General features: G+C 42.8%; 18 protein-coding genes and 1 pseudogene. All 19 read right to left on the bottom strand.

Annotated features, from left to right (window positions below; genetic code table 11):
• Window positions 1–211 precede the first annotated feature (211 nt).
• Window positions 212–838: a DUF998 domain-containing protein gene (locus ACSLP7_RS09570; protein WP_435579092.1), complete on the bottom strand. Its 627-nt coding sequence runs from the start codon at window positions 836–838 to the stop codon at window positions 212–214.
• Window positions 839–878: 40 nt separating this feature from the next.
• Window positions 879–2993: a hypothetical protein gene (locus tag ACSLP7_RS09565; RefSeq protein WP_435579091.1), complete on the bottom strand. Its 2115-nt coding sequence runs from the start codon at window positions 2991–2993 to the stop codon at window positions 879–881.
• A gap of 92 nt (window positions 2994–3085) precedes the next feature.
• Window positions 3086–3991: a hypothetical protein gene (locus ACSLP7_RS09560; protein WP_435579090.1), complete on the bottom strand. Its 906-nt coding sequence runs from the start codon at window positions 3989–3991 to the stop codon at window positions 3086–3088.
• Window positions 3992–4278: 287 nt separating this feature from the next.
• On the bottom strand, window positions 4279–4467 hold the full coding sequence (locus ACSLP7_RS09555) for an acyl-CoA thioester hydrolase/BAAT C-terminal domain-containing protein (RefSeq protein ID WP_435579168.1): 189 nt from the start codon (window positions 4465–4467) through the stop codon (window positions 4279–4281).
• 43 nt (window positions 4468–4510) lie between these two features.
• A complete protein-coding gene (locus tag ACSLP7_RS09550; protein ID WP_435579089.1) occupies window positions 4511–5143 on the bottom strand; it encodes an alpha/beta hydrolase family protein in 633 nt (210 codons plus the stop codon).
• Between the two features lie 9 nt (window positions 5144–5152).
• Window positions 5153–5734, bottom strand: coding sequence for a GDP-mannose pyrophosphatase NudK (gene nudK / locus ACSLP7_RS09545; RefSeq protein WP_435579088.1), 582 nt, complete (start codon window positions 5732–5734; stop codon window positions 5153–5155).
• A 109-nt stretch (window positions 5735–5843) separates the two neighbouring features.
• On the bottom strand, window positions 5844–6293 hold the full coding sequence (locus tag ACSLP7_RS09540) for a DUF4174 domain-containing protein (protein ID WP_435579087.1): 450 nt from the start codon (window positions 6291–6293) through the stop codon (window positions 5844–5846).
• Between the two features lie 30 nt (window positions 6294–6323).
• The gene (locus ACSLP7_RS09535; protein WP_435579086.1) at window positions 6324–6869 is read right to left on the bottom strand and encodes a hypothetical protein; all 546 of its coding nucleotides are present in this window, start codon (window positions 6867–6869) and stop codon (window positions 6324–6326) included.
• Between the two features lie 7 nt (window positions 6870–6876).
• The gene (locus ACSLP7_RS09530) at window positions 6877–7233 is read right to left on the bottom strand and encodes a nuclear transport factor 2 family protein (protein WP_435579085.1); all 357 of its coding nucleotides are present in this window, start codon (window positions 7231–7233) and stop codon (window positions 6877–6879) included.
• 43 nt (window positions 7234–7276) lie between these two features.
• The gene (locus ACSLP7_RS09525; protein ID WP_435579084.1) at window positions 7277–8131 is read right to left on the bottom strand and encodes an alpha/beta hydrolase family protein; all 855 of its coding nucleotides are present in this window, start codon (window positions 8129–8131) and stop codon (window positions 7277–7279) included.
• A gap of 34 nt (window positions 8132–8165) precedes the next feature.
• The gene (locus ACSLP7_RS09520) at window positions 8166–8492 is read right to left on the bottom strand and encodes a hypothetical protein (protein ID WP_435579083.1); all 327 of its coding nucleotides are present in this window, start codon (window positions 8490–8492) and stop codon (window positions 8166–8168) included.
• 65 nt (window positions 8493–8557) lie between these two features.
• Window positions 8558–9241 carry a hypothetical protein gene (locus ACSLP7_RS09515; RefSeq protein WP_435579082.1) on the bottom strand — a complete coding sequence of 228 codons (684 nt, stop codon included), beginning with the start codon at window positions 9239–9241 and terminating at the stop codon, window positions 8558–8560.
• 149 nt (window positions 9242–9390) lie between these two features.
• Window positions 9391–9927, bottom strand: coding sequence for a hypothetical protein (locus ACSLP7_RS09510; protein WP_435579081.1), 537 nt, complete (start codon window positions 9925–9927; stop codon window positions 9391–9393).
• Window positions 9928–9998: 71 nt separating this feature from the next.
• Entirely contained in the window at window positions 9999–10331 is a 333-nt protein-coding gene (locus tag ACSLP7_RS09505; RefSeq protein ID WP_435579080.1) for a DUF7677 family protein, read from the bottom strand.
• Between the two features lie 13 nt (window positions 10332–10344).
• Window positions 10345–10920, bottom strand: a complete 576-nt coding sequence (locus ACSLP7_RS09500; protein ID WP_435579079.1) for an SMI1/KNR4 family protein — start codon at window positions 10918–10920, stop codon at window positions 10345–10347.
• A 9-nt stretch (window positions 10921–10929) separates the two neighbouring features.
• Complete coding sequence (locus ACSLP7_RS09495) at window positions 10930–11517, bottom strand: Gfo/Idh/MocA family protein (RefSeq protein WP_435579078.1); 588 nt, start codon at window positions 11515–11517, stop codon at window positions 10930–10932.
• Between the two features lie 89 nt (window positions 11518–11606).
• A complete protein-coding gene (locus ACSLP7_RS09490) occupies window positions 11607–12041 on the bottom strand; it encodes a Gfo/Idh/MocA family protein (RefSeq protein ID WP_435579077.1) in 435 nt (144 codons plus the stop codon).
• 12 nt (window positions 12042–12053) lie between these two features.
• Complete coding sequence (locus tag ACSLP7_RS09485) at window positions 12054–12749, bottom strand: FAD-dependent oxidoreductase (RefSeq protein WP_435579167.1); 696 nt, start codon at window positions 12747–12749, stop codon at window positions 12054–12056.
• Window positions 12647–13013 (bottom strand): annotated as a pseudogene (locus ACSLP7_RS09480) (hypothetical protein); the annotation flags it as partial. The gene ACSLP7_RS09485 and the pseudogene ACSLP7_RS09480, both read right to left, overlap by 103 nt.

Raw genomic sequence — 13013 nt, 5'->3', positions numbered from 1 at the left:
CGTAGGCATCTACTAGATATTGAATTTCGTCACTTGAATAAGGGACCAATAAAGAAAAAGAACACTAGGAGTACACAAATTACGGTAAGGATTTTAGTTTGAAGATGCCTCTTTCCATCATTTCGGGTAGTAATCCAACGATATACACCCACGTATGCAAACACTAAAACTGTGTACATGATCAAATCCGCAGCATAATCTTCTCCCGTGGCTAAACCCCTTCAGTTTTATAAAGCGTACTGGCACAAAAGAAAATCCATAACATAAAGAGCAGTTCAATGATCCTTTGAATAAATCCAATATAGGTCGATTGCGGCATGGCAAGCAAAACCAATACAAGTCCTAAAGTGAGGATTCCTGCTACTACTGAAAACTGACTTAAACGCTTAACCGACTTCAGTTTATTAAGTTCCCAGCCAATGATCATCAAGCAAATCGGCACAAATAAATACGTCAACAACCCCACTAAACTATGAATGAGCTGTGAAATACTGGGATCGATCAATTCTTTATTGCAACCGGCATCACAAGGAAAAAGAGCCACCATAACCGTAGCCAAACCGTAAAAGATGCCAACGCCCAAAAAACCGGCATTTAGCCCACGAGTCCTAGGGTAATACTTTCTTGCGGTAAAACAGAACCAAGCGATCAATAATCCGCTGGGGATGTATGCTAAAAACCGTAAATAAATGCCATACTGAGTATCAATTGCATAAGACTCGCTGATGAGTTGACTCATGAGATCATAGCCCGGAACAAGCATCCCTCCCACTGCAGTGGCAATGGCAAACAAGGTGATTCCAATAATCCCGGTCCAATAGGTTTGTTTGTTATTCAAATTGAATGGTATTTATTGATGCATGTGCAAACTAAAAGTGTCAAGCCTTCTTCTTCCCTAGAGAAACCTCATAGTCTTCAATATTCCCAACAATCTGAACACTGAGAAATTTCGTTTTACGCTTGGGGTCTACCTCTACGATCTCATCTTCTTTCATGGGGTCTGACACCGAATCGCGACGGCTGCCAAAGATCTTTTGCCAAGCGGCTTTCCTGACGGTCTTCCAAGGAATTCGCAAGGAGTAATCTATGTTTTGATCGCTGTCATGAGTGCCCGAAAGCTCCATATGCCCAAGAGAAGATTCAATGGTCATGTTGGGAATGTTGATGGTACCTCGATTCACCGACAGACTATTTTGCAGCGTATCAAAGCGGATGTTTCTCAAATTCTTATCACCCATATAATCAGACAGGGCCAACATCGGGTCAAAATCTCGCAGACGCCCATCTAAAACCTCAACCTCCATATTGATCTCTGATTGGTCCAAATCTGCAACCATATCTGGATAGATTCTAATCTTCCCGCTGATGGTAGAGGTAAGTCTTCCCATAAGGTTTTCAGAGACCAGATAATCTTGCCCGAAGTTTTCAAATTTGAAAAGCAGCTTATCCAATTCCACATTGCTCATTACCAAGTTGGGTTGTACGTAGATATGCTCTGGATCGCTTCCATTGAAATAGCCGCTAAGTCTAATGTTTCCTCCTGCGGCGTCCATATTCAAAGTATCTACATAGATATAGTGATCAGGTGTGGTTCTGAGTTCTGCTTTGATGTTTTGAAGATCGATCTTGTGGTAAATGAAGTGACCAATATCCGCCTTAAAACGCATATCTGTAAAGGGCAACTCATAGATATTGAATGCTTCTGCATGCTCGGGAACATCAGCTGTTGTTGGGTTGGTGTTCGTCGCAGGTTCAACCTCGGTGAATTGAAAATTGAACAGTTCATCAAAGTCGATATAGTTGGCCTTGACAAAAAGATAATTGTCCTGTTGTTTAACTGCTGCATCCTCACCCAAATAGTAATTCAGATCAAAATTGAAGTTTGTAGAACCGATCTCTCCGTGAAATCCTTTGACCAGCAAATGCTCGTCTTCATAAAGGATGTCTCCCCTAAAATTGGTAAAGCGCAACGGATGCACCTCCATCTTGGTGTCTAATTTATCCAAGGCCAATTCAATAGAATGCAGTGTAGAATCCTTGTAGTGCATACTTGAAGTAAAATGCAAGGCCAGATCATCAAAGATCTCGTGGCGGTAATCCTCAGGCACATAATTTTCTCCTTTATAAGAGAAGACGTCCTCTAAACGCAGTTTCTTGGAAGTCAGGTTGATGTCCAAATCCACATCTCCATTGAGCTCTGGTTGCATCCAAAAGGCAAAATCGTGAATCAGTCCGTCAAAATGAAAATCGCTATCATCAATAAATCCAGTAAAATCTACAATTTTTAAATCTGCTTCATCGATTAAGATGTCCGCGTGAAAATCGTGCAGTTTATGTGGATAGTGTTTTAAGTTGGCATTAAGACTGTCTACAAAGAATTCTCCTTTGGGCAGAAACTCCGATTCTGTGAAATCCCGTGCCGCAGCTTTAAAGGATAAGCCCAGGCTCATGTTCTCGATCTGTTCGTCGATCCCCTTGGCAATTGAATCTTGTGCACTAAATCCGCTGAGCTGAGCAATGTCGAGCTTCTTTGAAAGAATGTCTAAATGCACATCCACCGGTGTATCGGTATGATGAACTATAGCAGGTAGGTCTGACAAGAATCCGCTTATGGACAAATCAGAATTACCCATATACATTTCAAACTGTTTGAGGGTGGCCTCTTTACCATTCATGACCAGATCCACATTCAAACTGTCTAAGGGCGCGGGGAACTGCTTGGCATCCAAACTGAGATTCTCCACCTTTAAAGCGGCAAAATAAGCTTGATTGAGTTGCTGCAAAGCATTCTCTGGATGATCAATATCAATGATGTCGTGGAAGTTCATCTCTAAGGAGACACTCCCGCTTGCATTTTGTACCTGCTCCAGTTCAAAGAAGTCAGTGATAAAGTCCAGGTTAAAATTGGAATTGACCTGCATATCCACCTCTGGCGCGTTGAAATTCTTTACAAAGAGCGATCCTTCAAAATCGCCTTTTTTCCAAACTGGCACGCATGTCTGTTATGGAAAACTCCATGGTGCTGGCATCCCGATTGGCTCCGTTGGTAAAATGACCTTTGAAACCCATTTGATCAATCTTCTTCTCACTCGCCCTGTTCTCTAAAAAGGCCTTCCCAGCTCCAAATTCCGCATTGATAAAAGGTCTGTTTCCTAAATTGGCCGCTCCTTCTATGGTCGCGGAAAAGTAAATTTCCCCAGCGTTGTTGTAACGCTCCAAAAACGGGGATGACATCTGCGGGTGCAAAGGCAATCAGCATATCAAAATTGGGCTTGGTCCCGGTGATGGTAAGATCCAGATCCACATCGTTCAAAATGTCAATAGACCCGACCAACTCAAAATCGCCATTCTCCATTACGATCCCAGAAGGCTCAATATCCAATATGCCCGTATCCTCATTGTAAGAGACGTCTGTGTGGAGCTCAAAATGTTTCTTACGGATAAAGGTGGTATCGCCATCCTTGATCACGTTCAGCTCTAATTCAGTATCGATATGACCCGCAATAATACTGTCCTTTTGAATGAATCCGCCCTGTCCTGAATAAATGAATTTTTCCACATCTGTATTGGTGGCCTCATCCAGGGTGTGCACATCTAAATTCTTGAACTTGATTTTTTTCAGGTGGATGTTGGTGGTGGTTGAATCTGCTGGCGTTGGTGCTTCTAAAGCCAGTTGAATGTTGGTGGTATTGTTCTCATGGATCACCAAGTTGAACACCCCGTCCTCGACTAAAATGGATTGAATGTCGTAGTTGCCATTGACTATGTCCCACAGATTAAAACCAATATAGATGTCTTTGACATCCATTATAAGCGGGGCCCCGTCTTCTTTGGTCTCAAAGATCTGTACGTCATATACCTTGATGGAAATATCCGGAAAGTTTCCCCAAAGTGAGAGCTCACTGTCTCCAATTTTGACAAAGCCCTTGATGCTCCATATTGAGCTTGGCGATCTCCCCTTTAATGATCTCCGTTTGATGGTTTTGCACATAAACAATCAGCCCGCCAACAATTAAAATTGGGAGTGCAATCAGTGCCAATAAAATCCGTTTATGTGATTTTTTAAGCTTCAAAGCTGATGCAAATTAGTACAGGGAGTTAGTTGCTCTTTAAAAGTAACGAATTCAAGTCAAATGGATTGCCTGAATAGCAGGTTATAAGGTAAATGAGAAAGAAGTTATCAAAGTGATCGCAAAAAAAGCAGCAGTTCTTTTCGCGCAGCCTGCTTGGCATTCAAATCTCCCTCTGGGTGTACCGCCCTGATTGTAGGTGTACATTTTATCTCCGAGTCGCATTTGCCCTTGCATTTGAAGTAGATTTTTGGTCGGGATTGGTACTGATCAAATGTCCTGAAGCTTCATACTGTAGATTCTTTACCGGATATTTAAAATTGTACTTTCCCAATCGAGCTGCTATGCTATCAGCCATAGTTGCGGACGGCCAAACCTGATCGTCCTTCCCAGAGATAAGTAATACAGGACCTCTTATTTGTTCTACGGCAATGGCAGCTTCAGCAGCTTCTGGCCTTGGCTAATCCTGCGTTCCAGTATCCCAAGAGGTCTAAATGCTCTTCGCTTCCCCCCTGCATTTTTTCCATGGGCACAAAAGGGATTGCTTGTCCCTTAAAGGTCCAACTGGGTTTTAGTGCATCGGAATTATAAGGCAAGACGGTATTGGACCAACTCACCGAACTAGGCGCATAGGCCACTACACCGCTTACCCGTTGTGGAAAATTTGCGGCTACCACCAAAGCCAACTCCGCATTTCTAGATGCTCCCATCACCACAATGCGATCTGGGTCTACTTCGGGTTGTGCGATTAACCAATCCAAGGCCTTTTCAAAATATTCCAAGGCTATATCCTCTGGCAGTTGTGGTAAGTCTCCAACACCTGAGTATGGCAAGGACAGTCCATACATATTGTTTTGGGCCAGATATTGTGCCCAATAATCGCCCCATTGCCCACCACCAATTAAAATTACTGTTGTCTTTGCCTGGTCGTTGTCTTGTGCAAAATAATTGGCCCAAAGCCCGTTTTGTTGAATAGGACGCGCCTTCACGCCATTAAACAACAAGGCATAAGCAGTAAAATATCCGCCCACCAAGAATCCAATGATTCCAAGGCCTAGCAGTAGTTTTTTCATAATAATGGTTTATAGTAACTCATGAATCTTGGCATATTGCAATAACATAATGGTCTTTCCGTCCTTGATTTCTCCGGAGTCAATCATTGCTAAGGCATCATTAAAAGCGAGCTCTAAAACCTCTATGTTCTCCTGCTCTTCTTCCAAGCCTCCGCCTTCACTGACCTTCATGCTGTTGTCATACTCCGCCACAAAGAAATAAAGGATCTCGGTGACCGAACCCGGTGACATATAAGCCTCGAACGCTTTTTGAACCGTACTTATTTTATAGCCGGTCTCTTCCTCGGTTTCTTTTCTGATGCAATCCTCCGGATTGTCCTTATCCAAAAGTCCTGCACAGGCTTCTATCATCATCCCATCATCATTGCCGTTGATGTAAGTAGGCAGTCTAAATTGACGGGTAAGGATCACCGTTCCCTGCTCCTTGTTATAGAGTAAAATAGCCGCGCCGTTGCCCCGATCATAGGCTTCTCTGGCTTGGGTCTCCCAGGTTCCGTCTGGATTTTGGTAATCAAAAATGACCTTATTGAGTGTATACCAATTGTCTGAGAGGATCTGAGTTTCTTTGATTTTAACGCGTGGGTTGTTCATGTTGGGTTTTGTATAAAAATAGGATCCGAAATTTGCTCTGCGCGGATATTAAAAGTATTGATTATGCTGGAAATTAGATGTTGAGTTGAGGTCGATTTAAAGAAGAACATCAATTGTTTTTACGCTCACTTGTGCGCATCGGCATGGCATCAATGGTTCTGAACAATTCTTCGAGCGTCAGTATTTCTGTTTGACGTAGTTTTACGCCTCCGTCCAAACCAATTAAGAGTACTTCAAAGCTTTTGGAAGTTTTGAAAAGCCTTTGGATCGATCCCTGCTTTAGCTGACCAGCTTCGCGGTTTGAATCTGCTGTATAATCGACAAAATCATATTCCGAGTCACGAATCATATAAAAGACCAACTTGCGCTCTTTGAGCCCCGATTCCGCTCCTTTAAATTGCTCCAACTGTTTTTGAAGCAACTCATTATCGGCTGTATTAGCATTTATAACTAGGATCCGGTGTTTCCATTTGTGAACGCTCAGATCTTGTCCAGAAGTGTTTTGTGTCAACATAATAGTCAAGACTACAGTAAGTAATAAAGCGTAACGATTGCCCATGGTATAAGTTAATCAAAATTCAAGACACCTTTAGTAAGCGGTGCCTACAACGCCAATAGTAAACTCGCTTACCCGCTCTTCAAAATATACGGTATTGTGATCGGCATCATCGGAATCACATAGGCCCTCACGCGGGTTCACCGTGAAGTAAATACCCACATCTTCATATTCTGCATCTACTGTGCTGCAATCCATGGTATAACCCCATTCGGGTTCTCCATAAACAGCCAATACATCTTTGATCCTTAAACGTCTGTTCACTTTGAGGCCCATTTGGGTATACCCTTTCCAACGATCTGGGTGAATCGTAATAGCAAAGATCTCATGCTGCTCATCGCCCTGCATCTCAAAAAGCGAAATTCCGTCACGCTGAAAATAATGCTCATAAGAATATTGATTCCATGTAATTAGTTTAGGTTCGTCATGCAGCAGCTCCGCAGCTTCTGTAACAGACATCCCTAGTTTAATTGCACCTACACAAACGCCTTCCACAACTACTTCCTTTCTGGTGTTGGTAAAAGCGCAAAGCAGCACTAATAGTAGGACTGCGGTGATAATTCTCTGAAATGGTTTCATCTTCTGTTTATTGAGTAAGTAAGTCATCTCCTCTGCCCAAATAAGCACGTATGGCCTTGATCTGGCCTTGAGCATTGAATTGCATCACATCTACCACATAAAGCTCTTCAGTATCGTTTACGACAATTTTCAACTCTGCCGCGACCGTATCCGCATTTTCATAAGTTTCCAATACGTCTATAGTGAGCGAACGTGCAGCCTCAAAATTTTTTTTGGTTTCTATGAGCGCCAAGGATTTACCCACAACACGTATTTTCCAATCACGCAGTACAATGTCCTCTGCAAATAAGTCTTCCATAGCCTGCAGGTCTTTTTCCGCATACTTGCGCAGATACAATAGCGCTAGGTCTGTATTGGAGTTCATAGTGTTTAATGGGTTTAAGGATATTTGTTTTTAGGCGGATGTATTAGTGCTGATTAAACCAGTCTGTGGCCAAGTCCCACAGGACTTTGCGTCTTTTGCTAAAGAACTTCATATGGCCTATATCTTTAAAACCGAGTTCTTGTGGATTTAGTGTGTGTATTTTGGATTCGATCTTGCTATATACTCGGATCATATCCTTAACCGTATCCAAATTGGCAATATCATCATCGCTGGCATGTACCCATATGGAATTCAGTTCAAGGCTGTCATAATGATGATTGAGATCTTCCCTATCGAGCGCAACCTTGACATAACCTTTACCGTTACACCACTGAGACCATTGCTTTCCGACCAGTTTTGGAAGCGGCTCTCCCATGCCAACCCATTGTGACTTGGTGTGCCCAAAAAGCAAATTGCTTGTGGGGATATAAAAATTCAGAAAAAAGGCAGACATCAGTTTAAATGGATACTTCGCGTAATGCAAACTGCCCGAGGAGCTTCCAAAGTTGAACATGGAGCTTAGGTCATGCGCATTGTCCATCAAACCCACAAGTTGCCCGCCAGCGCTATGCCCTACCAGATGATAGTTCGTATTTGGCAACTGCTCCTTAAGCGTATTTAAGGCTGCCGAAAGGTCCAACTTACCCCAATTTATGAGCGAAGCATTTACCCCGTTCAACGAATCCCCTTTAGAGCCTCCAATGCCTCGGTTGTCAAAGGTCAAAGTAGCAAAGCCATTTTTCGCTAAATGCGTAGCAAAGGATGCGTAAAACTCTTTTTTGATTCCGGTGGCCGGGGCGATCATCACGGCTGCCTTTACCTCATCCGAAGTATAAAGCATACCCGAAAGTTCAAAATTATCATCGCAACGTATGGAAAGCGCTTGTTTTTGGATCAAGATAACTGGGATTTGCAACTAAGATAAGACGCCTTTAGCGATTAAAAGAACTGTAACGCACTAAAGTCCAACAAAAAAATAAACCCAAAAGTCCAATGCCGTAATAACCGTAAAAAACCAGAAGTAACATTCCCAAACTGGTAAATAATGCAAAGGTCTTTAAACCGCGTTTGGGACCGCGCTTAGCCCGATTGCGTCTATAATTGATGGATTCAGAAAGGAAAACCTCATCGGACTTTTTGAGGTAGTATTCAATCTGCGCTTCTGAGAACCCCTCCTGCTCCATCTTAGCTCGGATCTCGCTGGAGCCTAGTCCTTGCATCCGCAGCGAAACACTGTAGTCCAATTTATCTTTAATCATCGTGGTAGTCCTTCTGTGCGTCTACCTAAAGATACATAAAAGACCTAATAGTTTTAGACTACAGATCACATTCCGTTTAAAGCCTGAGCGTAGGCATTATGGATGGTTTCGAGTTCAGACTCAAAATTATTTTCATTGATAGTTCCACCCAGTAATTGTTTGTTTGCACCAACAAAGACCGCTTGAAGATTTTCTATTGTTTTAAGATTCTTGTCAATGCCCTCTATCATCTCCGGAGCTAAAAACATACGATAGCCGGCTGCTGTTTTCTTTATTGGCAGCGTGCGCTGAACACCTTCCATTTTTAGTGTTAGCTGCACCACGCCCTCAGCATCTGGCTCTGTAGCTCCTATAAACTCGTAGTCGGCGGCGGTGCGAGCTTTTAATTGCGGGCCGATAAGGGTTGCGCTAAAGTTGAAGGTACGGGTTTTCATCCCTGCAAATCCATCAAGCGAGACCACAATACGCCCCTCTAGGTTTCTTTTTACGTGGCCTGGAAATTGCTCAGCCAGGCTATTTTTAAAACTTACAAAAGCTTCAGAAGTCGCCATTCCCATTTGATCAAATCGCAATATAGCAGCCGCAGAGGCTTCCTCATAGAAATACGGCAAAGGGTTGTGATCCTCTGGTTGTTGGCTTACCTGACCAAGGGCGATGACAAAATTCTCTGGAGTACTGGTATCATAAGGATCATTTGTACAGGCCAATAGCGGAATCAATAAAAAGGCAAAGAGTTTTTTTAAATGCATTTTGTTTTGAATTTCTCAAACACCCACAAATAGAATTAGCCACAGCAATTGCGTGGCGCAAAGCCTAGATCAGGTAATTTGACGTTAAAATTGGGTGGGATGAGAGTCTAAAGATAAATAAATCTGGGGATTTCTTAGACGCTAAACTACTACCGCACAACGGCCATATCAAAACCGACGTATTTGCTTTTTGTCCACATGCCCTGCTCCTTCATTTTGATATAAAGCTTGTAGGTGTAATTCTGTCTACGGCCTTCAAAGGTTTGCCAACCTTCATTATCAGTGCCTGTGCTTTTAAAGTTGCTCTTCAAATAACTCAGCAAGTGGTCGTAGAGCACCTGAGCCTGCTGGTCTGATTCTGTGTAGGTATTGGTTGAAAGCGAAAACAGATTACCGCTGGCATCAAAATGATAATCTATATCTGCAGTTTTGCCGTTGCTCAGCACGAGCTCATAGTACAAATAAAGTGCTCCATCAGCTTGTTTGTCTTCCTCATAAAGTTCAATATTAGAGCGTCTCGATTCGACTTTCTTTACACCGTTGACATCGGAATAAAACTCTGTTCCGCGTAAGGCACCACCTGTGTTTGGCAAGAGAAGTTCATCAGCCAGCACGCTTGCAGAAGTTTGCCCACTTAAACTAAGACTCATCAATATTAATGCTGTAGTAAGTATATTTTTTATCATGGAGATTGAATCTATTATACTGTCACCTCTAATTTAGTGGAATTATATTCCATTAAAAAGCACTGGATAGATTAATACAGTGTTATCTCCCACTCTTCAAAGGGTGGTTCAACAATATACGGACCTTCCTCAAAATAAATGCAAGTGGCTATAAACTGAGCTGCCCGCTTGGCGCTGTGCTCAAAGTTAAGCACGTTTCCGGCTGCGTCCATCTGAATGTTATTGGTGAAAATGCTATACATCATCTCTACGTTTGACGGATTCTCATGCAAAAGCTCAACATAAGGCACAGCGTTCAATTTGGAAACCCCAGTGACAAAAGCTAAGCTTTGATTGGAAAAGTAATACGTAAAGAATCGTATGGCGTTTTTAAGGCCGTCGGAGACCGAGTGTGTTGTGTTCATAAGACTAATTCAACTAAACCATACCATTCAAATACTCCACGAATCGGTTGCCGCGCTGCGAATCTCCTTCCAGTAAATCCAAAAAATTATCTGCGTAGCGATGGGCTGTATTCAGATCATCAATATCAATATAAACCACAGGGTAATCGTTGTTCTCTGCACTCATATTGGTATCAAAACACAGCAAGCCATAGTCCTGAAAATCTGCAAAATAGATATAACCCTTCCCTATAATTCGATCGGGTACTATCGCGTTAAAAACCAATTCTAAAAGGAAATTCAGTTCCTTATCTGGCAAGTGACTCGGGAAGTTAACGTCTTTATCTTCTATGCTCAACTCATAAAAGTGTTTGTGCTTTAGAAAGCTCTTATACGACTCGGGTAAGGCATGTCCAATTTTTGTTTCAACGACCGTCAGATCTTGATCCGTCAAAACACTTGGGATTGGTTTCCAACCCCGCCAATCATTAGAAGGCTCAATGGTCGGATCCTGCATGGCCTCTGGTATGGGTCCGGGGAACATCATTTGAACTTTTGCCTCAGCCATCTTGGCCAAAGCGATATCCACAATTTCTTGAATTCTCTGCATAGTTAAATTCTACTCTTGTAATTCTATAGTCTTATTCTGAGCAGCACTCTCTTTGGCTGCTTCTAAGATCTCTACCACCAACAAATTGTTTTCCAAAGAGTTTAGATCATAGGCTGGCAGTTCCACCTCGCCTCTAATTACTGCCGTGAAAAGTGCAAAAGGATCATCATAGGGAGCGGCACGTTCTTCTAGTTTTAACACCTCTTCATCATAACCGTCATAGCCTTCAGAAATCCGGATTCTCAAATCGTGTCTGTTGTCTGCATAGACCACACCCTCCAGACCGTAGATCTCCATGTCCTTTCTACCGATAGGCCAGTTCCAAGAGCCTTGAATAATTGCTACCGCATCATCATACTGCAAAAGTATAATGGATTCATCTTGAACCTTGGGATTGTTCTCTGCCTGTAATTGTGTAGAAATAGCAGTCACACTGTTGGGTCTTTGACCATCCATAAACCAGGTCAAGAGGTTAGCGCCGTAGCAACCAAAATCAATTTCAGCGCCTCCGCCGTTTAAAACAGGATCGGTCAACCAATCCAGAAACTCTTTATTGACCCCGATCTTTTTAGGCCCTTTGTGACCGTCATGAACCATGATCTTTCTAATGGAACCTATTCTGTTCTCTGCCTTAACAAGCTCGTAAGCCTTGTGGGTAGTTGGGTACCAGGTGGTCTCATAATTAGTTAGCAGATGAATGCCGTACTTTTCTGCAAGGCCTTCATCTTTAAGGCGTGCTCCATACTTACCGCCAAAGGCTTTTCTACCATGACGTGTATTCCAAGAGGCGCTGCAGCCTCTACTACCTCTAAGTGCGCATAGATGGTTCCAAAAGCCGTAACCGCCTCTGGTTGGGTATTGTTGAAAAGTTCATCCATGGTATCATAGACCTTATCCATGGAAAAGTTGTATTGGTCTGCATAGCGCTGGGCCAGTTCTCGGTTAGGTTCTACAATGCCTACAATTTTAATATCACCACGAGGCTCGCTGCCAAAGATCCAATGCACATGGGTATGTGTTAAGCCAATCACTCCAACACGCAGTGGCTCCTTGGCATTTTGACTGTGCAGATCAGCTCCGAATAAAACAAGACAAAGAATCAGTATTAATCTGTTTCGCATGAGTTTAAAGAATTATGATTTAGAGAGCAGCGCCTGAGCAGCTACGCGACCGGCTTCCATAGCTGCATTTAAAGAACCGTTCAATTGTGCATCACCTGCCACAAAAACAGATGCCATAACTTCAGTGCTCTCTGGAGCCATCGTCATTTTAAGATCTTGAATATCAGGCAGCGCCTGTACAATATCATAGTGCTTAATATAAGTTACTTGCTTTGCGCCTGTATACTGTTTTACCTCGGTCTCAACAGCTTCAAGGAGTTGCTGGACTGAAACGTCGCTATACTCAAGCACGGTGACGGATAAAATCGTTTTTTCAGAGGTGGCATCGGTATAGGCATAAAGGTTGTTGGTGTATTTACCAGAATCAGACACCAAAGCGATGGTCTCTTTAGGGATGTTAGTTTGATCCACCTCAAAATAGATACACATGCAAGATTTCCAAGCGTTATTGGAAAGTTCCAATCCAGATACCAGAGAAGCTGTATTACTCGTAAGGATAAGACCCCTATGCGCCAAATGCTCTCCGGAGCTCAATTCAATATGATCCGTAGTTACCGCTTTTACCTCGGTATTGAATCTGAATTCCGTGTTACTCAATTTACTCTTTAATTGTTCGCTGATAGCGCCAATACCCGCTTTAGGGATGGTCGCATAGCCTTCCCCAAACATCTTATAGACAAACTCAAACATTCTGCTTGAAGTCCGCAGGTCAGGCTCCAGGAATATCCCCGCAAAGAAGGGCTTAAAAAAGCGCGTAATGATTTGGTAGAGAACCCAAAGTTTTGGAGATACTCAAGTGTTGTGCTTTCTGGAGTTTCAAAGATCTCGGCAATTGATTTGCGTTTCAAACGCTGATTGAGTTTGAGGATCTTCAGCTTGTCTGCCAAAGAACCGATATCTGCAAGCATCGTGGAAAAAGCACCCCTAAATTCCGCAGCGGATCGCCAATACGATAAGATTTGCCTTGAGCAT

This window comes from Gilvibacter sp., from assembly GCF_965601605.1.
In the GTDB taxonomy this organism is placed as follows: Bacteria; Bacteroidota; Bacteroidia; order Flavobacteriales; family Flavobacteriaceae; genus Gilvibacter.
Note: the sequence above shows the minus strand (reverse complement) of the source record. Positions and strands in the feature narration are given on the sequence as shown.

Coding starts and splice junctions, on each gene's coding strand:
- ACSLP7_RS09560 (WP_435579090.1), bottom strand. CDS start 3,991: ATGTGCAAAACCATCAAACGGAGATCATTAAAGGGGAGATCGCCAAGC.
- ACSLP7_RS09550 (WP_435579089.1), bottom strand. CDS start 5,143: ATGAAAAAACTACTGCTAGGCCTTGGAATCATTGGATTCTTGGTGGGC.
- nudK (WP_435579088.1), bottom strand. CDS start 5,734: ATGAACAACCCACGCGTTAAAATCAAAGAAACTCAGATCCTCTCAGAC.
- ACSLP7_RS09540 (WP_435579087.1), bottom strand. CDS start 6,293: ATGGGCAATCGTTACGCTTTATTACTTACTGTAGTCTTGACTATTATG.
- ACSLP7_RS09535 (WP_435579086.1), bottom strand. CDS start 6,869: ATGAAACCATTTCAGAGAATTATCACCGCAGTCCTACTATTAGTGCTG.
- ACSLP7_RS09530 (WP_435579085.1), bottom strand. CDS start 7,233: ATGAACTCCAATACAGACCTAGCGCTATTGTATCTGCGCAAGTATGCG.
- ACSLP7_RS09520 (WP_435579083.1), bottom strand. CDS start 8,492: ATGATTAAAGATAAATTGGACTACAGTGTTTCGCTGCGGATGCAAGGA.
- ACSLP7_RS09515 (WP_435579082.1), bottom strand. CDS start 9,241: ATGCATTTAAAAAAACTCTTTGCCTTTTTATTGATTCCGCTATTGGCC.
- ACSLP7_RS09510 (WP_435579081.1), bottom strand. CDS start 9,927: ATGATAAAAAATATACTTACTACAGCATTAATATTGATGAGTCTTAGT.
- ACSLP7_RS09505 (WP_435579080.1), bottom strand. CDS start 10,331: ATGAACACAACACACTCGGTCTCCGACGGCCTTAAAAACGCCATACGA.
- ACSLP7_RS09500 (WP_435579079.1), bottom strand. CDS start 10,920: ATGCAGAGAATTCAAGAAATTGTGGATATCGCTTTGGCCAAGATGGCT.
- ACSLP7_RS09495 (WP_435579078.1), bottom strand. CDS start 11,517: ATGGTTCATGACGGTCACAAAGGGCCTAAAAAGATCGGGGTCAATAAA.
- ACSLP7_RS09490 (WP_435579077.1), bottom strand. CDS start 12,041: ATGCGAAACAGATTAATACTGATTCTTTGTCTTGTTTTATTCGGAGCT.